Source organism: Clostridioides sp. ZZV14-6153 (genome assembly GCF_020657855.1).
Classification (GTDB): domain Bacteria; phylum Bacillota; class Clostridia; order Peptostreptococcales; family Peptostreptococcaceae; genus Clostridioides.
Genome location: NZ_JAGWCZ010000005.1, coordinates 64750 through 88085, shown reverse-complemented (window position 1 = coordinate 88085; position 23336 = coordinate 64750). Strand labels below are relative to the sequence as shown.

Annotated in this window: 18 protein-coding genes; 6 read left to right on the top strand and 12 right to left on the bottom strand. The window is 29.1% G+C overall.

Features of this window, described 5'->3' with window-relative positions:
- Window positions 1-9 precede the first annotated feature (9 nt).
- The 4 genes from KGF46_RS08340 to KGF46_RS08325 form a co-directional block, all read right to left on the bottom strand.
- Window positions 10-1236, bottom strand: coding sequence for an FAD-dependent oxidoreductase (locus KGF46_RS08340; protein ID WP_227861927.1), 1227 nt, complete (start codon window positions 1234-1236; stop codon window positions 10-12).
- A complete protein-coding gene (locus KGF46_RS08335) occupies window positions 1211-1684 on the bottom strand; it encodes a 4Fe-4S dicluster domain-containing protein (RefSeq protein ID WP_227850257.1) in 474 nt (157 codons plus the stop codon). Before KGF46_RS08335 ends, KGF46_RS08340 begins: the two co-directional genes overlap by 26 nt.
- The gene (gene cooS, locus KGF46_RS08330) at window positions 1677-3578 is read right to left on the bottom strand and encodes an anaerobic carbon-monoxide dehydrogenase catalytic subunit (protein WP_227842667.1); all 1902 of its coding nucleotides are present in this window, start codon (window positions 3576-3578) and stop codon (window positions 1677-1679) included. The genes KGF46_RS08335 and cooS overlap by 8 nt, the downstream gene beginning before the upstream one ends.
- A gap of 170 nt (window positions 3579-3748) precedes the next feature.
- Window positions 3749-4816 carry a CapA family protein gene (locus KGF46_RS08325; RefSeq protein WP_227861926.1) on the bottom strand — a complete coding sequence of 356 codons (1068 nt, stop codon included), beginning with the start codon at window positions 4814-4816 and terminating at the stop codon, window positions 3749-3751.
- 283 nt (window positions 4817-5099) lie between these two features.
- Here KGF46_RS08325 and KGF46_RS08320 point away from each other — a divergent pair, with 283 nt between their 5' ends.
- Window positions 5100-5270, top strand: coding sequence for a DUF362 domain-containing protein (locus KGF46_RS08320; protein ID WP_009888017.1), 171 nt, complete (start codon window positions 5100-5102; stop codon window positions 5268-5270).
- 213 nt (window positions 5271-5483) lie between these two features.
- Here KGF46_RS08320 and KGF46_RS08315 read toward each other — a convergent pair whose 3' ends face one another.
- Window positions 5484-6029, bottom strand: a complete 546-nt coding sequence (locus tag KGF46_RS08315) for an FmdE family protein (RefSeq protein ID WP_413894801.1) — start codon at window positions 6027-6029, stop codon at window positions 5484-5486.
- Between the two features lie 146 nt (window positions 6030-6175).
- The gene (locus KGF46_RS08310) at window positions 6176-6808 is read right to left on the bottom strand and encodes a redox-sensing transcriptional repressor Rex (protein WP_227434586.1); all 633 of its coding nucleotides are present in this window, start codon (window positions 6806-6808) and stop codon (window positions 6176-6178) included.
- 135 nt (window positions 6809-6943) lie between these two features.
- Here KGF46_RS08310 and KGF46_RS08305 point away from each other — a divergent pair, with 135 nt between their 5' ends.
- Window positions 6944-8857: an ABC-F family ATP-binding cassette domain-containing protein gene (locus tag KGF46_RS08305; protein WP_227839777.1), complete on the top strand. Its 1914-nt coding sequence runs from the start codon at window positions 6944-6946 to the stop codon at window positions 8855-8857.
- 15 nt (window positions 8858-8872) lie between these two features.
- Window positions 8873-10249, top strand: a complete 1377-nt coding sequence (locus tag KGF46_RS08300) for an MATE family efflux transporter (protein ID WP_227861925.1) — start codon at window positions 8873-8875, stop codon at window positions 10247-10249.
- 149 nt (window positions 10250-10398) lie between these two features.
- Here KGF46_RS08300 and KGF46_RS08295 read toward each other — a convergent pair whose 3' ends face one another.
- The gene (locus tag KGF46_RS08295; RefSeq protein WP_227827844.1) at window positions 10399-11049 is read right to left on the bottom strand and encodes a cyclic nucleotide-binding domain-containing protein; all 651 of its coding nucleotides are present in this window, start codon (window positions 11047-11049) and stop codon (window positions 10399-10401) included.
- A 612-nt stretch (window positions 11050-11661) separates the two neighbouring features.
- Here KGF46_RS08295 and KGF46_RS08290 point away from each other — a divergent pair.
- From KGF46_RS08290 to KGF46_RS08280, 3 genes are all read left to right on the top strand, one after another.
- Window positions 11662-13674 carry a sigma 54-interacting transcriptional regulator gene (locus KGF46_RS08290; RefSeq protein WP_227861924.1) on the top strand — a complete coding sequence of 671 codons (2013 nt, stop codon included), beginning with the start codon at window positions 11662-11664 and terminating at the stop codon, window positions 13672-13674.
- A 368-nt stretch (window positions 13675-14042) separates the two neighbouring features.
- Entirely contained in the window at window positions 14043-15263 is a 1221-nt protein-coding gene (locus KGF46_RS08285) for a M20 family metallopeptidase (RefSeq protein ID WP_227841408.1), read from the top strand.
- Between the two features lie 36 nt (window positions 15264-15299).
- Entirely contained in the window at window positions 15300-16655 is a 1356-nt protein-coding gene (locus KGF46_RS08280; RefSeq protein ID WP_227841406.1) for an APC family permease, read from the top strand.
- A 134-nt stretch (window positions 16656-16789) separates the two neighbouring features.
- On the opposite strand, the gene nhaC is transcribed toward KGF46_RS08280, so the two are convergent.
- The 5 genes from nhaC to KGF46_RS08255 are packed head-to-tail and all read right to left on the bottom strand — an operon-like array spanning window position 16790 to window position 23271.
- Entirely contained in the window at window positions 16790-18211 is a 1422-nt protein-coding gene (gene nhaC, locus KGF46_RS08275; protein ID WP_227827848.1) for a Na+/H+ antiporter NhaC, read from the bottom strand.
- A gap of 29 nt (window positions 18212-18240) precedes the next feature.
- Complete coding sequence (gene orr / locus KGF46_RS08270) at window positions 18241-19305, bottom strand: ornithine racemase Orr (RefSeq protein WP_227856557.1); 1065 nt, start codon at window positions 19303-19305, stop codon at window positions 18241-18243.
- Window positions 19290-20699, bottom strand: a complete 1410-nt coding sequence (locus KGF46_RS08265) for a GlmL-related ornithine degradation protein (protein WP_227861923.1) — start codon at window positions 20697-20699, stop codon at window positions 19290-19292. The genes orr and KGF46_RS08265 overlap by 16 nt, the downstream gene beginning before the upstream one ends.
- Window positions 20699-22903 carry a D-ornithine 4,5-aminomutase subunit OraE gene (gene oraE, locus KGF46_RS08260; RefSeq protein ID WP_227839988.1) on the bottom strand — a complete coding sequence of 735 codons (2205 nt, stop codon included), beginning with the start codon at window positions 22901-22903 and terminating at the stop codon, window positions 20699-20701. Before oraE ends, KGF46_RS08265 begins: the two co-directional genes overlap by 1 nt.
- A complete protein-coding gene (locus KGF46_RS08255; protein ID WP_227827852.1) occupies window positions 22897-23271 on the bottom strand; it encodes an ornithine aminomutase subunit alpha in 375 nt (124 codons plus the stop codon). The genes oraE and KGF46_RS08255 overlap by 7 nt, the downstream gene beginning before the upstream one ends.
- Window positions 23272-23336: the final 65 nt, after the last annotated feature.

The following is a 23336-nucleotide window of genomic DNA, read 5'->3' as shown; positions in this document are numbered from 1 at the left end:
ATTCAGCTATTATACACTGTAACAAAACTCTCCATTTTCTTTTATGTTAAAGAAGTCTGCATAACATACATCAAATATCCTATTTTCTAAATCAGATATTTCAACCTTATTTTTTATCAAATGAGTTAATACACCTACATATGAAATATCTCCTTGTATAACTGCTCCATAGATTATATTATCTTTAAAAATAAACTTTTTATAACAATCATTTCCATCTCTAGTTAATACTTTATAACTATCATCTACAGGTGTATTCATGCCTATAGAAATGGTTGGTATATCCATAAAATTCATACTATTTTTAAAAGCAAATTCATCTTCTATCTTTTTATCTTTTCCAACCATATTGTGTGCAGCTATAATTCCTTGTTTTACAGCTATAGGCCAGATGGCATTTTTACCTACAACATCCCCTGCTGCATAGATATCTTCTCGTGTTGTTTGGCATCTATCATCTATTATTATGCCTCTGTCATATTCTATTCCTGTTTCATCCAAAAAGTCAGCATTAGGTTTCACTCCTGTAGCTACGATTACCATGTCTGCATCAAGAATTTCTCCGTTTGAAAATGCAACACCTTTAACATCTTTGCTATCATCTAAAACAATTTCTTGTATTGATGCACTTGGATAAAATTTTACGCCTTTTTCTTTAAATTTATTTTCATATACTGATGCTGTATATTCATCTAATTGTCTATCTAAAATATATTTTTCCATAAAGGCCACTGAAATATCTAGCTGTTCATATTTAAATAAACCAATTAAAGCATCTATCCCAACTAGTCCTGCACCTATTATAACAACTTTCTTCGATTTTTCTGCCTTCTCTTTTATTTTATAAATATCATCTATGTTTCTTACAGAGTATACAAAATTTCCTTCTCTTAAATTCTTTATAGGAGGAATAGCAGAAGATGCACCTGTAGCTATTAAAAGCTTATCATAATTTACAGTGACATCTTCCATTTGAACTAGTTTTTTATCTGTGTCTATTCCTTTAACAGTTTTACCTGAAATCCAATTTATATTGTTTTTCTCCATAAAGTCTTCATCAACAAAGTTTATTTGTTTTAAAGTTCTGTGTTCAGATATAACATGATGTAGCATACATCTTGAGTATATATTTTCATCTTTAGAAATTATCACTATACTAGAATCTTTATCTAATTCTCTCAATGTTTTTGCTGCATTTATACCAGCAGCACTAGCCCCTAACACTACATAATTCATCATTTTCCTCCTTCTGTAATTCAATTGCCCCACTTGGACAATTAGCTACACATCTAGGATATTCCTCATCTTTACATAAATCACATTTAAGTATATTTTGCTTGCTTCTATCATCTGGTTTTAATAATCCATATGGACAAGACATCACACACATATAACATGAACCACATTTTTCTTCATCATATGAAACAATTCCACTTTGACTATCTTTATGCATTGCACCACTCATACATGCTAAGGCACATTCCGCTTCATCACAGTGTCTACAAAGAATTGGAACTGGATTATTATGTTTGCTATCTAGTTCTATATGCCCTCTACTATCATTATCTATATTTTCTAAATCAAGAGTATACATGTCATAATCTTTATTATGCTTTAACATACAAGCTAATACACAACTTTTACAGCCTGTACATAAATCTTTATTTATAAAAATTCTATGCATTACATTCCACATCCTTTAACCCTAAATTTTTTCTTCTGTCTATTATTATTTGTTCTAATTGATCAGCTGAAGATTTAGGATCTGGATTCACTATAACATGTCCTCCTGTTAAGTCTTTTAATTTTTCTGTTAATACCTCTGTTACTAATTTTCCTCCTGTTATAAATGGAGGTAATGCTAAATGAAGAGGTAAACCAAGAGCAAGTCCAAAAGCTCCATCAGCTAATGCTTGTTCTTCTAACCATTGTGGAGCTGAAAGCACTAATGGTAATTGTGGTAAATCTATTCCAAGCTCAGCTGCTAACTCTGTTGCTACTATTTCAAGTCTTCCTATAGCTAAACATGGCCCAAAGTTTAATACTGGTGGTATTCCTAAAGTCTTACATACTTCTTTTAAGTTTTCTCCTGCTAATTCTTCTGCTCCAGGTGACATAAGACCAACATTTTCTAATCCTCCAGTAGAACATCCTGCTGAAAGTACTATAATATCTTTTTTAATTAACTCCTTAGTCAATTCAACAGTATTTACATCATGACCTCCTGCTGTCATATTTGAACATCCTACAACAGCTGCAACCCCTTTAATTTTTCCTTCTGCAATTAAATTAATAAGAGGTTTCCATGAATCTCCTAAAAATGCTTTTAGATTCTTTTCACTTACACCAGTTAAAGACTGCTCAAATCCATGGTCTTTTGGTATATCTATTTCAACACTTCCTCTTCTATCTTTATAAGATTCTAGTGCTTTTTGTATTAATGAATTACTAAGTTCATCTAAATTACTTCTATCTAATTCTATATATTCTGCATTTGCTTTTTTAGCAACATCATCTAAGCAAACCATTTTTACTTTATATTTATCTGCTATTGGCTCAAGTCCAGGTATAGTACAGTTAAATTCAGAAAGAACTATATCTATTGCTCCAGTTGATAAAACAGCTTCACTTGTAAAGTTGTTACCAGCATGACCAGCAAATACTTCTTGGTAATGTTCTCCTCTTAATTGTAAATCTTGACCAACACATGTACATCCTACTAATTTAAATCCTTTTGCCCCAACAGATTGAGCTAATTTTATAACATCTTCATCTTTTAATCTGTCTTGGAAATTTGCAAATGTTGAATGTTGATGACCTGTTATCATTATATTTATGTAGTCTGGGTCTATTACATTAAATCCTACAGGAGCCATTCTTATAACTGGTTCTCCTAACATAACATCATTTAAAAGATTAGTTAGAGTAAGACCATATAACCCTGTTGATATTCCTAAATTTAAACAGTTGACTAACATGTCTACTGGGTCACTGTTTAAATTTGTTGATGATTTTACTATTGCATCAAACACTTCTGATTTTGCACCACCAGGCATTATACCTAACTCTTTCCATTTTTTTACTCTAGGTGCATAAGCTATTTTTTCTACTAATTCCATCTTGTCATCTCTTGATTTATATAAATCATTTATAACTTTATCAGCTACTTTTATACATTTATCGTATTTTTCATCACTTTCTATTCCAAACATCTCTGCTAATTGATTTAATGTTTTTTCTCCCTTAATAACACCTTTAGTTATTCCAACATTTTTTAAATTCTTAGCTGTATTTTCTACCACATGTAAATAACAAGCTGCCCCTGATGCTACTGCTCTTAAAAAGTTTCTTGCTACTATAGTATCTGCATCTGCTCCACATATACCTCTTGGTGACTTTGAAGTTACTCTACATGGTCCATTTGAACAGAGTCTACAACAGACTCCTTGAAGTCCAAAACCACATTTAACCTTTTGATCTTCAGTTCTATGAAATGCTGTTTCAACATCCTTTGAAGCTACAAAACTTTCTAATTTCTTGTCTGCGCTTTCGCACATTTTACAAGTGTTACAAGCCATTACAAATTCCCCCTTATATTTTTATATTAAAAAAGTAGATTTAATAGCATTATAGTGATTGACTACAATTTAACTATTAAAATCTACTTATTTGATACCACGTTTTCCCAAGCTTCAAACAAAATATAAATTATTAAAATAAATATATATATTTATTTTTTTTTACACTTTTAATTGTTCAAATCTTTACTTATTTTTTCTAGCTTATTTAAAACCCTATCCTTCTCACTTCCATCTAGTACTTTTGGTTGATAATTATTTCTAGAGCTACTAGATGTTATTGCTGTTGGTATTATATTTGGCTCTTTAATTGAAGATAGTTTATTATCTGAGAAGGTAAAAGTTTGTTGATATATATAACTGTCTGTATCAGAAGGATTCTTGTTTCCTCCAAAACAAAAATTTCCTAAACTATAGGCTATATACTTATCTTTATACTTTTCTATACCTTGAACTACATGAGGATGAGAACCTATAACTAAGTCTGCACCCTTATCTATCACATAATGAGCGAAATCTTTTTGTTTTTTATCTGGAGAATATTCCAGCTCTATTCCCCAGTGAAAATAAACCATAACAACATCTGACTTCTCTTTTAGGGCTTTAATCTCATCTTCCATTTGTTTTAAGTTTTTTTCATTGTATTCAGTTGACAATCCATTATATCCCAATAAACCTACTTTAATTCCATTAACATCTATTACTGCATCTTTACCTAAAGCAAAGTAATTTATCTTATTTTCATCCAATATGAACTTAGTGTCCTTCATACCTTCCTCAAAATAATCCTCTGAATGGTTATTCGCAACACTTACTGCCTCTACACTTCCAGACTTCAAAATGTTTATATATTCTGGTTTGCCTTTAAATGCAAACTTCTTCTCCTTCGCCTTTGATGCATTGGTAAGAGGACCTTCTAAGTTAACTACTGTCAAATCATCTTTTTCAAATATAGGTTTTACATTTTTAAGAAAATAATCATAGTCCTTTCCTTGTCTTTCAAATTCATGGTCGAAACTACCATAGTATGATGAACCTTTATAGTTTCCCATAGTTACATCACCAGCAAAACTTATAGTTATATCTTTTATTATAGGCTCTCTTTTTTGTTCTTCAACCTGACTTTGGTTATTATTAGAATCTTTTTTAATATTGTTTTCTTTATTCGAATTATTAGAACACCCCACTACAAGCAACAATAAACTCATAATACATATGTAAACTAACTTATTTTTCATATTAAATCTCCTTTAAATCAACAAATTCTTAATAAAATGTACTCTTTAAGAGTATAACATTTTTAAATGTACTCCATGCACAACTTTTAAACTTTAATTTTATTTTTAAGGTAAACTTCTCTAAGATAAATAAAAATATAAGCAGATTAAAATTTATTGTAAAACTTTAAAATAAGAATATCACAATAAAGTTTTTATTGTAGAATTAATTTAATTGTTATATTCAATAATATTTGTTATAATGTTATTGAATTACAATACATATAAAAGGGAGGATTTCAAAATGGCATATAAAATTACTGACGCTTGTATAAGCTGTGGTGCTTGTGAGGCTGAATGCCCTGTTAGCTGTATATCAGCTGGAGACGACGCATATGTTATAGATGCTGGTTCTTGTATAGACTGTGGTTCTTGTGCAGGAGCTTGTCCTGTAGATGCACCTCAACCAGAATAATAATTGGTTATTCATAAAGAGACTGGCTTAATTTGATTTTATCAATATTAATCAGTCTCTTTTTATTATGCATAAATTAAATAACATTTATTTTTAAATATCATCACTTTACTCAATTAAAATAAAGCATTTATTTCTATTATATAAATTTAATAGTATTGTATATAATCCTTTGCTGTGACTCTTTCATTGCTATGTATAAACTTAATATTTTTAATTTGATGTTTCTTTTCCTTCTTCATAAAATCTTTCGTATTTGCTAAAACAATCAAGGCATACCTTCTTACTATCTTGAATTCTTATATATTGCTCAGGTGCAAACTCTCCACACACTTCACATTTAAGAGACTTAAATATTCTTGCCTTTTCTGGAAGTCTTAATTTTGTGTCTGTAATTTCAAATATATCTTCAAATTCACTTTCTAATAAGTATTTTTTATACCCTTCTCTATCCATATCAAATGGTTTTGATTTCACATATATTCTTATAGACTTTCCATTTTCCCTATTAAAAAAATGGTATACTGATTTACCTGTCATTCTAAGTAGCAAATTCCCTTTACCCATCGTACAACTTAATACCACTTGTATACCATCTATTCCACATGCATCATTTTCAGAAATACATACAATCTCTTCATCCCCTGACTGATTACATTCCAAATATTTTCTCGCTGCAAGTGCCGCTTTAAATCCTATAGCTAGACCTGGACATTCATGACCATGAAATTCAATAGCTTTTTGCCATAACTCTTCCACTAACATCACTCCCTTTATATTAAGTTTACTTCTATATTATATTAATTTTAGCTTTTATATTTTAAAAAGCCAGATGATTTAATATTAAATCTTCTGACTTTCTCAATACTCTTCATAGTTACTTATTATTAATATGTTTAAGTTGTCTACTTTCCTTCTTTCATCAAATATGATAAAGTAAATAAGCTTTCTGTTAGGTTTACATTTTCAACTATAACACCTTTCGGAACTTCTAAATCTAATGGTGCAAAATTCCATACACCTTTTATTCCAGCTTTTACAACTCTATTAATAACTTCTTGTGCTCCATTTTTAGGTATACATAATACAGCAATATCTATATCATTGTTTTTTATAAACTCTTCTAAAGTGTCTGAATCTAACACTTCAAATTCTCTTATCTTTAAACCTATCATTCTAGGATTTGCATCAAACAAAGCTTTTATCTCGAATCCAGCTTTTCTAAATCCTGCATAATTGGCTATAGCTTGTCCCAAGTTACCCGCTCCTACAAGAACTGCATTATATGGTCGGTCTAATCCAAGTATTTTACCTATCTCAGTATGAAGAGCCTCTACATTATAACCATACCCTTGTTGTCCAAATCCACCAAAGTTATTTAAATCTTGTCTTATTTGAGAAGCAGTAAAACCTATTATATCACTCAATTCTTTAGAAGATATTCTTTGTATATCCCTATCTAATAAGTCTCCAAGATATCTATGATATTTTGGGAGCCTTCTTATAACTGCCATTGATATATTTTTATTTCCCAACATTTTCACCTCCTAAAAGTGTCCTCTTTTTTGTTTGATTCACAATAAAATATTTCTTTTTCAAAACTAATACATATAACCTTGATTATATTATATCAAAACATTATAATTTTAGATAGTTCAAGGAGGTAGAAATTTATGATTGTTTTGTCATGCAACAACTTAAATAAAAGTTTTGGTATAGATTCTATATTGGAAAATATTAGTTTTACAGTAAATGAAGGGGATAAAATTGGTATAATTGGCATTAATGGTACTGGAAAAACTACTTTATTTAAAATAATATCGGGAATTTATGGCTATGATAGTGGAGATATTTACACTTCTAAAGATTGTGAAATCGGATATTTAGAACAAAATACCAATTTTTATTCGGATAATACCATTTTAGAAGAAGTGTTGGAAGTTTTTAAAGATTTGATAGATATGGAATCCTATTTAAGAGAATTGGAAGTTAAAATATCTGAGGAAAGCACAAAAACAAACTCTCCAATTTTAGAAAAAATCATGGATGAATATTCACATAAGTTAGAATTATTTTCAGATTTAAATGGATATGGATATAAGTCTGAAGCTAAAGGAGTTTTAAAAGGATTAGGATTTAGTGACAATGATATGGATAAACCAATAAGTATACTTTCTGGTGGTGAAAAAACTAGGGTTCTTTTAGGAAAATTACTTCTTAAAAAACCAACTTTATTATTACTTGACGAGCCTACTAACCACTTAGATTCTGAAGCAATAGAATGGCTAGAAGTATTTTTAAAACAATACAAAGGTACTGTTATGCTAATATCTCATGATAGATATTTCTTAGACCAAGCTGTAAATAGAATTTTTGAAATTCACAATAAAAGACTTAAAGTATATAATGGTAACTATTCTAAATTTGTTGAGCTGTCTAAAATAGAAAAAGAACTAGAACTAAAAAAATTCGAAGACCAGCAAAAAGAAATAAAAAAACAAGAAGAATCTATTGAAAGACTAAAAGCGTATGGTCGGGAAAAGCACCTAAAACGTGCGAGAAGCAAAGAAAAAGCATTGGACAAAGTAGATGTTTTAGATAAGCCAGAAGCTTATAGAAAAAAAGCTCGTATACAGTTTACTCCCTCTGTTCAAAGTGGGAATGATGTCCTTCAAATTAGAGATGTATCTATGGGATATGGAAAAAGAATACTTTTTAAAGATTTAAACTTAGACATATATAGAGGAGAAAAAGTTGCTCTTATAGGTGCAAATGGTATTGGTAAGTCTACATTATTTAAAATAATAACTAACGAACTACAACCTCTTAATGGTAATATTAAGTTTGGAACTAATGTCCATGTTTCTTACTTCCATCAGGAACAAAAAACTCTTAATTTGGATAACGCCATAATTGATGAAATTTGGGAAAATAATCATCATCTTACTCAAACCACTTTAAGAAATATGTTAGGAGCATTTTTATTTGTTGATGAAGAAGTTTTCAAGAAAATTTCTACATTAAGTGGTGGAGAAAGAGCCAGAGTGGCTATACTTAAACTTATACTATCCAATGCAAATTTCTTATTGTTAGATGAGCCTACTAACCACCTAGATATTGATTCTAAAGAGGTCCTTGAGGAAGCATTAACTAATTATGATGGTACTATATTTACAATATCACACGATAGATATTTTCTAAATACTGTTGTAGATAAGATTCTTGTTTTAGATGAAGACGGAGTTACTGAATATTTAGGTAACTATGATTATTATATTGATAAGAAAAGACAAGTTCAGGAAATGAGTATTGTTGAAGAGAAAGAAGAAAAAACAAGGACTCAAATAAAGGATGAAAAAAGAAAAGAAAGAGAACAAAGAGAATTAGAAAAGAAAAATAGAATAAAAAGGCAAAGTATAGAAAAAGAAATTGAAAAGCTAGAACTTAAAATTGAAGAATTAGATGTGCTATTGTGTCAAGAAGAAGTATACTCTAATCCTGAGAAAGCTAAAGAAGTCAGTCAAGAAAAAATCAGTTTAGAAAATGACCTTTCCTCTCTATATGATGAGTGGGAAGAGTTTATGTAAAAAGGAGAGGATTATTTGCAAGCATTGTTTTCTTTAAAGGATGAAAATAAAAGGTTTTACAAGATACTTCTATCTTTATGTATACCTATTATCATACAAAACTTAATTTCTACATCTGTAAATGTAATAGATACAGTTATGATAAGTAGTTTAGGTGAAGTATCTGTAGCTTCAGTTGGAGTTGCAAACCAATTTTTCTTCCTTTTTAATATGTCTCTATCTGGTATTACAGGTGGAGCTGGAGTTTTTATTTCACAGTTTTATGGAAAGAAAGATATTAGTAATATAAGAAAGGTTACAGGTCTTACCTGTATATTAGCACTAGCTTTAAGTTTTGTATTTGTTATCCCTGCTCTACTAACGCCAAAACCAATAATACACATATTTTCTTATGATTCAGAGGTTGTAAGACTTTGTATAGAGTATTTTAGCATTGCAGTATTTAGTTATCCATTGATAGCTATAAGTACAGTGTTTAGTACTGGTTCTAGAGGTGTTAGGAATCCTAAGTTAGGTATGATTTGCAGTGCATTTGCTCTTGTAACAAATGTTATTTTAAATTATGGATTTATATTTGGTAATTTAGGGCTTCCTGCATTAGGCGTAAAAGGAGCTGCTTTAGCAACTGTAATTGCAAGAATATGCGAATTAATTTTAATGCTTACTTATGTCTATTTTTATAAAAAAGACTATATATTAAAATTTAGTTTGAAAAATCTAAAGGCTATTGATAAGATTTTTATCAAATCTTTTTCATCAAAGAGTTTCCCTATATTTGTAAATGACTCTGCATGGGCAGTTGGAACTGTTCTGTATTCTGTTGCCTATTCAAGGGCAGGTACATCTGCTATAGCGGCAAGTCAAATAGCAACTAGTACAGGTAACTTCTTTATAATGACTGCTGTATGTATTGCATCTGGTGCATCTATTATGCTTGGTAATGAACTTGGTGCTGACCATATCAAAAGAGCCATTGAATATGCTAAGAAATTTTCTATACTAGTGTTTTTAGCTGGTTTAATACTTGGAATTATTTTAATTTTAAATATCCCATTATTATTAAAGATGTTCAGTGTTTCTGATAGCTTGTCTTCTGATATAACTAAAATATTTTTTATAATGGGTATACTAATGGCTCTAAAATCATTTAATACATTAATTATAATTGGTATTTTGAGAAGTGGTGGAGATACTAAATATGCTCTATTTTTAGAATTAGGATGTATGTGGTTAGCTTCACTTCCTTTAACTTTTATAGCAGCATTTAAAGGGGCACCTATATTTATCCTTGTTCTACTCACTTACAGTGAAGAAGTTGTAAAATTTATATTTGGTGTACCTAGAGCATTATCTAAAAAATGGGCTATTAACATAGTTAAAGAAATTGATTAATAACAATAGTATATTTTAGTAGTATATAATACTTTAAAATAGTCTCACTGAAAACAGCTAAATTATTTCTGGTTTTCAGTGAAGCTATTTTTTATTTTTTATAGAAATTATTATATTATATTTAAGTGAAATAGCAATAATATTTATAACTATTTATCTTCTAAAAATTCCTTTACTTCAAAGGCTAATCTATATAATTTATCATAATTCAAAACTTCATATGTACTATCTATTTTTTTAATTATACCCTTTTCAATTAAATTCAATAGGGAGTGGTATCTACTCTTTCTACTGATTGAATAAATTTCACTAAAATTACGAATATACTTTGCTTTACATGTACTATTCTCTTGTTTTTTTAATATACAATATGCAATGACTTCTGTACAAGAAAATAATTCTCTTACCATTCTAGTCTTGTACAACTCATATATTCTTCTTGTACATTTACTGTGAAATAATTCAATAAAATCTCTTTTAAGGTATAGGTCATCAAAGACATCTTTTTTAAATCGGAATAATTTTATATTAGTTTTCGCAAAGATATCACATTTCAAATTATGTTCATATATATAACTAATTTTACCTATAAATTCATTTTCTGGTACAATATCAACAAGAAATTTGTTTCCTCCTCTAGTAGAGCATTCTACTAATGCAACTCCCTCTATTATAAAAAAGACTTCTTGTAAATCTTCATCTGACGCTACAAATCTTTGCCCTTTTTTATATTCGACAATGGATACTTGATTTAAGTTATTTTTAATAATTGGGTATATGCTCGTTTCTTCTGCTTTCATTAAATTCTCCTTTTATGATATATTGTATAAAATATTCTATTTATATATTTTAATTTAGATTAATTTTTAACAAAAGATAATATAACAATTAAATTAATCTTGACAAATCTATTCTACTCAAGCAGAATAAACTTATACATATATATTTTCATATATTATTTATTTTAATATAATTCTATATTTATGAAATTGTATTATCAATAGAATTTGTTAAAATAAATTTTTTAGATGTATATTATAATTTAATCGAATAGAAATGAAAAATATACATACATTTTGAATTTTAAGCAACACTTAGGGGGATTTGGTGACAAGATTTAATTATAAGGAAGAAGGTTTCTATGTATGATTCTCAAAAAATCATATCTAGGCACCTTCTTTTTTGTATAAAACTCTATTAAACTTAAAAGGTTAGATATAAAATTATTGATGTTACATAAAAAAGATATTAAAATTAAATTATTTTATAGTATTAATAATGTTGAATAGTTTAGGGATTAATATTGTATAAGTTTTGTACCATTTTAGATACAATGAGATATATTGATTATGGAAATAACCTTCCTGTAAATATTATTAAAAACTATTTATTATATAAATAAGGAGAAATCAATGAAAAAATCAGTAGCTTTGATAAATGATAGCAGAAAAGATTTAATAGATTTTTTGGAAAATAACTTAAAGTTAGTTTTTGGAGATTACATAAAAATTAACAGATATTTTATAAATGAAATAAATGATGATGATATTATAAACGATGACGTAATATTAGTAATGTCTGTAGAGAGATTAGATAAAATTATAAATAATATATTGGACAAGAAAAAAGTTATTGTAATAAGAAGAACTTTTAAGGAAGATAAGGTATATGATTTATTATCCTTACCACAAGGTACAAATGCTTTAATTGTAAATGATTCTGATGAAACTACTTTAGAGACTATAAGCTTATTTTATAAGATTGGAGTAACTAATATCAGACCAGTTCCATATATGAACGAAAATAATTATAAAGATATAAAGATAGCTATAACTCCAGGAGTTCCAGAAAAAGTCCCTAGTTTTATCTCAGATATTTTTGATTTAGGTCATAGATATATAGATATTTCTACATTTATAGAAATAATAAACTTATTACAAATCGATTCAAAAGAAATACAATCTAATCTAGTTAAATACTCAGAAGAAATAATAAGTTTAGACACAGGTATAAAAGATAAATATAAGGAACTGTTTTTAAAGATAGAAGAATTAGATACAATATTGAACTTATCAAAAGATGGAATATTATTTACTTCAAAAGATGGTGTAATAAATACATATAATAGTAAAGTAAAAGACATCTTAAATATAAAAGAAGATATCTATGGTAAACATATTGAAGAAGTGTTTATAGATAGTTTAAAGGTTTTATTAAATGAAAAAGAGATATTGGACAAGGTTGTTATATTTGATAAAAAGTATATAAATGTAAATAAAAAAAACATATACAATAAAGATGAAAAAATGGGTACATATTACAGTTTACAAGAAATAACATACATAAAAAAGCTAGAACAAAATTTAACTAAAAAATTAAGAGAAAAAGGACAAATAGCAAAATATACATTCAAAGATATAAAAACAAATAGCCCAAAGATGCTTGAATGCATAGATTTAGCTAAAAAAGTTTCTAAATCTGATTTAAGTATACTTATTAGAGGTGAAAGTGGAACTGGTAAAGAACTCATAGCCCAATCTATACACAATAATTCAACTAGAAAAAATCAGCCATTTATAGCAGTAAATTGTGCAGCTGTTCCCGAAAACTTACTAGAAAGTCAGTTATTTGGATATGATAAAGGTACTTTTACTGGTGGTCTAAAAGAAGGAAAACAAGGATTATTTGAGCTAGCAAACAATGGAACTATATTCTTAGATGAAATTGGCGACATGCCCTTAGAACTACAAACAAAGCTCCTTAGAGTTCTTCAAGAAAAACAAATAATGCCTGTCGGTTCTCATAATATAATTAATATAGATGTTAGAATCATATCAGCTACTAATAAAAATCTAGAACAAATGATTGATAATAGTAAATTTAGAGAGGATTTATATTATAGATTAAATACAATTCCAATAAATATACCTCCTTTAAGGGAAAGAAAAGAAGATATTTTAATTATTATGGAAGATTTAATTAATAAAAAGTTATTGATTACACCAGAAGCAAAAGAGCTTCTACAAAACTATAAATGGAAAGGTAATATAAGAGAACTCCAAAATGTAACATCTTATTTAAATATTATGTGTGATGATATTGTACTTGAAAAGGACTTACCTCCAAACTTAAGAACTTTAGATAATAAGAATTCCCCATTAAAACTAAAGTATAATAAAAATGATATTTTAAATATACTAGAAGTGTTAATCTTAAATAAAGAATCAGATGTTGGTATTGGTAGAGGACTAATTTTACAAAGATTACTAGATAAAAATATTCAAATTACTGAAGGGAAAATAAAAAAAATATTTGAATATCTAAAAAAAGAAGAATTTATAATTTGTAATTCAGGAAGATATGGAAGTAAAATAACTCAAAAAGGAGAAACCTTTTATAATAAATTAAAGTATGAAACTCTATAAGTTTATCAAATATTAAATAAAAAATCTATTAGGGAATAATTTGTTTCCTTAGTAGATTTTTTTGTTTGCTAAATACATAAAAATTATAGTTTATTTTTATCTAATTAATAGGAATTAATAGGAATAGGATACATAAAAATTTTCCTATTTTCTTTATAAACACTCATATATAGCATAATCTTTATCCAAAATAAGATTTTTTACTGAAAATTGCAATATAATATTTATTTTTCATACTTTTCATACAATATAATGATTTTTTTTATTCAATATTTTTATAAAAAACAAAATTCTTAAGTAAAAAAATATGGCATAATAATTGCTTAACTATATTAACAAAACAATAAAAAGCAATTGGAGGAATAAAAATGCAACCAGCTTTAAAATTAGAAAATCAAGTTAAAGAATTAGAAAAAGATTTTGTAATAGAAAGTTGTAATTCTATAAAACCTTGGTTAATAGATGTTAGAAGAGAATTACACAGAATTCCAGAATTAGCTCTTGAGGAAAATCTTACAAAACAAAAAGTCATTTCTTATTTAAAAGAAATAGGAATTGATTATATGGAATTTACAAAACACAATGGAATTATGGCATACATTTTAAAGGAAAATGCAGATAAAACTATTTGTATAAGAGCAGATATGGATGCACTTCCTATAGAAGAAGAAAACGATATACCTTACAAATCAATACATAATGGAAAAATGCACGCTTGTGGTCATGATGCGCATACAACAATGCTACTTGGAGCATGTAAAGTACTCCATTCAATGAAAGATAGTCTAAATGTAAATGTAAAATTCTTATTTCAACCAGCAGAAGAAGGTTTTGGTGGAGCAAAATTCTTGGTTGAAGACGGGTGTTTAGAAAACCCTAAAGCTGATTATATATTTGGGCTTCATGTCATGCCACACATTAAAACAGGATTTATTGAAACAAAATACGACACATTAAATGCAAGTGTTGATACTATAGAAATAAGTGTTAAGGGTAAAAGAGCTCATGGTGCATACCCTGAAAATGGTATTGATGCAATAGTCACAGCTTCACAAATTGTTACATCACTACAAACCATAATAAGTAGAAACCTAGAACCAAATAATGCTGCAGTTTTGACTATAGGCAAAATATATGGTGGTGATGCACATAATGTAATATGTGAAGATGTAAAATTAGAAGGTACATTGAGAACTTTAAATAGTGAGACAAGGGATTTTGTAATTAATAAGATTACTAAAATTGTTGAAGATACAGCATCTGCATTTGGATGTATTGGAACATTATATGTGAGTGACGAAAATTACCCTGCTGTTATAAATGAAAAGGAATTAGTAGATACTGTTATTTCAAATACTAAGGAATTACTTGGAGAAGAAAAATTTATACTGAGAACAAACTCTTCATTAGGTGGAGAAGATTTTTCTTTTTATACAGAACATTGCAAAGGAGCCTTCTTCCATTTAGGGTGCAAAAACGAGGAAAAAGGGCTGACTTCACCTCTTCATACCTCTAAATTTAATGTAGATGAGGATTGTCTGCCAATAGGAGTTATGATGCATGTAATGAATACTTTATATTTTAATTAATATGGTAATTAATAAAAGAATAGGAGATAAATTAATATGGAAAAAGCTAAAAAATTAGGGTTATTTAGTATGATATTATTAGGAATTAATAGTATCATAGGTTCAGGTATATTCTTACTACCAGGTAAAGTTTACAATCTAGCAAGCCAAAACAGTATATTTATATATATTTTTGCTACACTTCTAGTTCTATCAATACTTTTATGTTTTGCAGAGGCTGGAAGTATGTTTGACAAAAATGGAGGTGCATATTTATACTCCAAAAAGGCATTTGGTGATTTTATAGGTTTTGAAGTTGGCACAATGTCTTGGGTTATTAGAATCATATCATGGTCTACACTAGCAGTAGGATTTGCAACAGCTTTAGGCGCATTTTGGCCAGAAGCTGCTACTGAATATAAAGGGTATATCGCAGTGACATTAGTGACATTACTTTCAATAAACAGCTTATTTGGAATTAAAAGCACAAAGATAATGAATAATGTAATAACTATAGCTAAATTAGTACCATTAATAGTTTTTGTAATAATCGGAATATTCTTTATAAAATTTGATAATGTTGTTCCTTCAGGTAATGTTGTAAATTCCAGTATAGGACCAGCTATAATATTAGTATTTTACGCGTTTACTGGATTTGAATCATTTGTTGTAGCAAGTGGAGAAATGGATAATCCTAAAAAAAATCTTCCAATAGCATTAATAACTACAATATTTATATGTGCAATAATTTATATCTTAATTCAAGTTGTCTGTATGGGTATACTTGGAGACAAACTATTTGAAAATAGTATTCCAATCGCAGACGCTTCAAGCGTATTTTTAGGTAATTATGGCAAAGTCTTTATATCTGTAGCAACATTAATATCTATATTTGGAATAAATATAGGTTCTTCAATAGTAACTCCTAAATGTGGCTCTGCTCTAGCAGAAGAAGGTTCTCTTCCAGCATTTATAGGAAAAACAAATAAATATGATGCTCCATATGTAGCAATAATAATGTCTTTAATCTTCTGTATACCACTTGTATTAACTGGAAGTTTTGAACAGCTTGCAGTAATGAGTGTAATTGCCAGATTTGCTCAATACATACCAACTTGTTTATCAGTAATAGTTTTAAGAAAAAGAGCAGATATTCAGGCTTCATTTAAAATTCCTTTTGGTCCTGTTATACCAACAGTAGCTATATTAGGTAGTTTATGGTTGTTACAACAAGCTTGGCTTGAAGATATGTCAAAACCTATAACTCAAAATAGGGTTTTGATAGGACTAGGAGCAATGTTATTGATAGCACCTTTATATGTACTTATGAAAAAAAATAAAAAAAATGAATGTGAGTGCGAAAATAAATCAGAAGATTCAAAATTGTATATTCCAAGAGAAAAAATTCAGTAATATTTTATAGATTACTTGACATTCTTTTTTATTTTAAATTTATAGAAAAAGTCAATAAAGACCTAAATTTTGTTATTTACACAAAGTTTAGGTCTTTATTTTTTCTAATAAGTAACATATATTAAATACTATAATCAAACATCAAAATTCAAACAAGTTTCAGGTTCATCTTCTATTTTTGCTATTTTAAACTTACATGCAATTAATGCTAGAGATACCAATGGATTTATAATATTTAATAATGCATATGGACCATATGTTAATGCAGATACCCCTAATGTTGCTGTTATATACGCTCCACATGTATTCCATGGTACCAGTGGAGAACTTAAAGTTCCACTATCTTCTAAAGCTCTTGACAACATCTTAGGGTGTATACCTCTCTTTTTATATTCCTTATTATACATTCTTCCTGGTATAACTATAGATAAGTATTGTTCACCTGCTATTATGTTAGTAACCGTGCAAGTTACCATTGTACATAATACTGTTCCAAATACACCCTTTGCTAATCTTAGTAAAGAAGAAGCTACTGCTTCAAGCATGCCTGTTTTTTCTAAAATACCTCCAAGAGATAAAGCACATATTGTTAAAGATACAGTGGACATCATATTCATAATCCCACCTTTAGATAATAAAGCATCTACCTCTTCTATTTGTGTTGATGAAACATATCCATTTTGTGCTGCGTCTAATATTACATTCATAGATTCTCCTTGGAAAACTATTGCAAACAATACTCCTAATACAGCACCTACTATAAGCCCTGGTATCGCAGGAACTTTAAATATAACTAATCCAATTACTATTGCTGGAGCTAATAATAATACTGGTGATAAAGTATTAAATGTAGAATCTAATGTAGACCTAATTAACTCTATCTGTTTTATGTCTAATGCTTGACCTGAATACTTCATTCCGATTACACCATAAATTACTAAACAAATTAATAATGATGGTATAGTTGAATATAGCATATATTTTATATGTGTAAATAAATCTGTTCCTGCCATAGCTGGAGCTAAGTTAGTCGTTTCAGATAAAGGTGATAGTTTATCTCCAAAGTAAGCTCCAGATATTATAGAACCAACTATTAATCCAGTTGGCATACCCAAACTTTGGCCAATTCCTAAAAGTGCTACACCTACTGTACCCATTGTACTCCAAGATGAACCTGTTGCAAGAGATACTATTGCACATACTAGCGTTGATGCTACTAAAAAAATATTTGGTGATAAAATTTTTAGTCCCCAGTAAATCATACATGGAACTACTCCACTTACTATCCAAGTTCCTATAAGTACACCTATTATAATTATGATTAAGATTGCTTGCATTGCCATCTTTATACTATTGAACATACTTAATTCTAGGTCTTTCCATTTAAATCCAAGCCTATATACAGCCACAAGTCCTGCTACTGCTGCAGCTCCTATTAGTGGTACATGAGGTGATGAGCCATACATTAATACCCCTAAACTTAAAAATAATATCAAGCAAGTAATTGGTATCATTGCATCAAACAGATTTGCTTTTCTACATTCTCGCTCTTTCATAAAATAATTTCCTCCTAATTATTTGAACACTACACTATAATTTTTTTTGAAACATATTCGCTCGTACTAGATGACACGATACCTCCATAAGTTAATAAAAATTCTACATTGTCGCCTAATTTATAGTCATATTTTGTATTACTTACATCTAATATCATGTGGTCTGAACTTGCCCCTAATATCTTTATATCAGTGTCTATTGGAATTAAAGAGTCAATATTTATGTCCTGTTTACCTATTGCTATGATTGCCCTTTTTAAGATTCCCTTGTCTTCATAAACAGGTTTATTTCTAAAAGCATCCACTCCTATTTCGCCAATAGGAACTGATGGCTTTTCTTTACATTCAACTATTTGACATATTAATTTGAATACATCTTGATATGTCCCATTTATATTTTTGCCATATGCGGTTTCTCTACCAAGTAGAATAGATTCACCTATTCTCAAATTAGTAACACCTTCTGGCATATTATTACTTGTCATTAAATGTATAGAGCTTGAGTTACCTCCTGATACTATTTCTAGATTTATTCCAAATTTACCTTCTATCTTTTGAGCTATACTTACTAGCCTACCTATATTTTCTTTAGATGGTATAACAGCTCCATAACAAGTTAAGTTTGTAGCTATACCAACTATTTTAATATTTTTTAATCTTACTATCTCTTTTATACTATTAAAGAGGTCTTCTTCATAAAAGTAACCTTCTCGTAAATCTCCTAAGTCAAACATAAGAACTATATTATGAATAATATTTTTACTTTCACATAACTCATTTAATTTCTTTATAGTTTCTAATTCTGAGTTAAAACTTATATCACAATAATTGATAACTTCTTCTAGTTCACTTATCATGGGTATTCTAATCAGCATTTTAGGTAAATTTATATCTTGTAATTTTTTTAAGTTTTGAACTCTTGAATCTGCTATATAGTCTATTCCTTCACTATATACTGCTTCTACTATTTCTTTTTGTGCACAAAATGATTTAGTTACAAAAGATACTTTAATGTTTCTTTCATGACAACTCTGTAAAATTATTTTAGCATTATGTTTTAATTTTTCTATATCTATTTCTAATCTAGGGTACATAATCTTTCCTCCTTGAAGTTCAAACTTTTTAGTAGGAGCTTAAGAGATGCTTCTTCGTATTTTTTAGACAAAACACCCATAGAAGCCATAATATAGTCACTATCTATCAATATCTTTGTTTTTTCCTTTGGAAATAGTAATTCTTTATTTTTATTGTATTTAGTTATATTATCTAATATTTTAATTCTACTAGGGAGCCTAGTAAGTGCTCCCCCTGTACCCACTATATATCTTACTTCTGTTAAATCTTTTCCTTCTGCAATTTTGATTTTTCCAGTTGTTCCATAAATATTTCTTATTTTTCCTGAGTGTCTTAACATAGCTTTAATAACAGCTTCTTTTGTCAATCTCTCGACAAATAATATTTCTTCTTTTGATTTTGGTATTGGCGGATAATTATCTATTACTTTATCAATATCTATAGATAATTCATTTTGTAAGTTTTCTTTGCCTATAACTTCTACTATATTTTTCATATTTACATATACACCTAAATCCCCCTCAACACTTCTTTTAGCTACAGGTTCAGGATTAACTAATATTTTATTAATATAGTCACTTCCATCTGTAACAGAATGTACATCAGTAGTTGCTCCACCTACATCTAGAGTTAATAAATCTCCAATATTTTTATATAAGAGTTTAGAAGCTTCCATTACAGCCCCTGGAGTTGGAGTAATATTTTCATTAACCATTTCTTTAATATACTTCATTCCTGGTGCTGTAGTTATATGATCTTCAAACACACCTTGAATGATTTTTCTTGTAGGTTCTATATTCAATAAATCTATTTTAGGGTATACATTTTCTGTTATATAAAGCTTATAATTTGTATCTTCAAATATTAATCTTACTTCCTCTTGATTTTCAACATTACCAGCATATATAACTGGTATACCTAAATTCATAGAAGCTATCATTTCGGCATTATAAATAGCTGTATCTCTTTCTCCGTAATCAACTCCACCAGCTATTAAAATTATATTGGGATTTATTTCTTTTATTTTCTTTAAATCAGTTCTTTTAATTCTACCTGATGTTACTTGACGAATAACAGCTCCAGCTCCTAGAGCAGCTTCTTTAGCTGCTTTTACTGTCATATCATATACTAATCCATGAACAGTCATTTTTAATCCACCAGCTGCACTAGAAGTTGCAAACATATCATTATATTTTATATCATCTACAGATAATTTATTAGCTAAATCTTTAATAGCACCTGATAAGCCATTTCTTACATCGCCACCTTCAAACACTGTTGTTGGAGCCTGACCTTGACCTAAAAATACAGGATTATCAGTATCAATATCATGAAAAGCGTTTATCACAGTGGTAGTACTTCCTATTTCAGCTACCAACACATCTATTTTTAGAGAAACTTTTTTATTCTTCATTATTTATTATTCATTTCTCTTCTTTTTTCAACTAAGAAAGTGGCTACATGTATACCTTTACTATTTCTTCCAAATCCAGCATCTATTCCTTGTTCAACGGCTATTTCAGGTGTTACTTGTGTTCCTCCACAAGCAATCATTACTTTATCTCTTATACCTTTTTCTACACAATAATCGTGTAATTTCTTCATATTTTTATAATGAATATCATCATGGCTTATTATTGTAGATGCAAGTATTGCATCTGCATTTAGCTCTATTGCTGCATCTACTAATTTCTCTACAGGTACAGAAGTTCCCAAGTAATGGCATTCTATACCATATTTTTCAATACCACCATGTTTTATATCTATTATTTCCCTTAAACCAACTGAATGTTCATCTTCTCCAACTGTTGCTGAAACTATTTTCATAGGTTTTTCTTCTATATCTGCTCTTATTTCTTCATCAGTTAGTACTTTAGGCTCTTCTGGTATTACTAAATCATTTAAATCTATATCAAATGGAACTCTTCCCTTTACTTCTATCCTAGTACCTTCAGATTCATGCATAACTTCTCTACTTATAACCTCAACTTCTTGTAAATTCATTTTTTTGACAAATTCCAATGCTGCAAACTCAGCTGTTCTTTTGTCGGTAGGAAGCATCATTGTTATCATTACAATTCCATCTGCACACCATTCCATTTCAGGCTTGATTTTAGTTCCACTTCTGTATTCCTCTGATTCTTTTAGTCTATTTTCCACATTATCAAAATCATCCAGTTCATCGATGTATATTATTTTGTCTGGATTTTCAAATGTACATCCATCTATTAATATTGATGGATTATCTATAGCTTTTTCATCGTATTGAGCTACATTATTGTATCCAAAGTGAGCAGTTACAGGTGCTAAATAATCTTTATCTCTTTCATAAACAGTACCTTCTCCAACTCCTCCTTTTATTTTTCTAGATATTCCATCACCATTTCTTTCTGGATAATTTCCTGAGTCAACGAAGAATCCTTGTTCTACAGATTCAAAATATCCTCCAACTTCAAATATTTCTTCCATATATAATACAGCTCTTTCTTTAAGCTCTCTTGCTTTGTATCTTAATTCGCCAACATCTTTAAGTTCTATCATATCCATAAGACCATCCATACCAACTAAAGCTTGCTTTGCTGTATCACATGCTTCTATGTTGTATATATGCCAAGGTACATTTCTACCTTCGTCAGGTGTTATAGTTGATTGTATGTCAGCTCTAGTTAAAACTGATGTTAATAAATTTAATACATGAGTGACTGTAGCTTCTCTAGTTGATGATTCCATATATTTAGTATTCATTTGAGCTCTCATCTTATAATCACTAAATAACTCCCTAAGTGCAACAGCGTAAGGTAAGTCTATTCTTAAACATGGTGCTGGAGGTGCTGTTGGTGGAACTGTTGATAAACATATATTACTTTTATCTATTCCTATTTTTTCTGAGAATATAGAATTTAAAGCGTGTTGAACCATAAGTTCAGGCATTACCTTCCATGCTTCTCTAGCAGTAGCATTAGCATTATGTGCTCCATCTATTTGAGCTATATTGGCAAAAGCCATTATTTGTTTAGCTTCACAAGCATCTACAAAAGATCTTACCATGTTTATATTTCTATATAGAACATTATATTGTGGGTCTTGATGTGCTCCATTGACCCCTTCTTCAGCAAACATTACTGCTACTTCAGGACCCGCAACACCGCTTACATATGAATGGTAATTAATCGGTCTACCAACTTCTTCTTCTATAAAGTCAAGAGCTTTTCTTTGAGCTCTTACTTGTTTTCTTGTTATTGGAACACCACCTATACCTTGAGGAGTACCTTCTATAAGTCCATCAAAATGCGATTGTCCAGCTGTTCTAATGACCATTAAGTGGTCAGCACCATGATGAGCTGCCATCCTCATTCTTCTTATATCATCTTCAAATCTTCCAGAAGCTATTTCAGTAGTAATAACTGGGCTTGGTTGAGGGTCTATATTATTGAAATATTTAGATGATGGTAACCCTATACTCTTCTTTAAAGGTTTTGTACAGTCTTTATATTCAAAAGGTCCCATTTCAAGATTTTCCAAGTGTTCTCTCCAAACCCAACCTCTTCTTTTTGGTTTATATTTATCCAAATCTTTTAATATATAGTCTATATCTAATTTTTTATTTTCCTTTAACATGATTCTACCCCTTCTCTAAATAAACATGTAACTTCATCCCAATATTCACCATTAACTAATAATAAACCAGCTTCTCTAACTGATATATTTTTAGATTTAGCAAACTTATAAACTACATGCCCTGCCCCCTTACCTATAAGACCTCTTTCCATAACACCTTCTAAAATAGGTTTTACCTCAAGAGAAGAAAATCCCATTCTTAACAAAACAGACCTTTCTATTGATGGTGTTGTGTTCTTTTTACCAAGGTCTATCATTGGTTCTACTATCTGGGTAGCTAAACTCCAAAATCTTTCTTTTAACTCATCATCACTCAATTTCTGAAGATGTTTTCTTCTAACCTCAAAATCATCCTCTCTTTTTTTCATGAACATTCCCCCATTCATATCAATTTAAGTGAATTTTCCAACTATTTATTTCATGTTAAATTAAA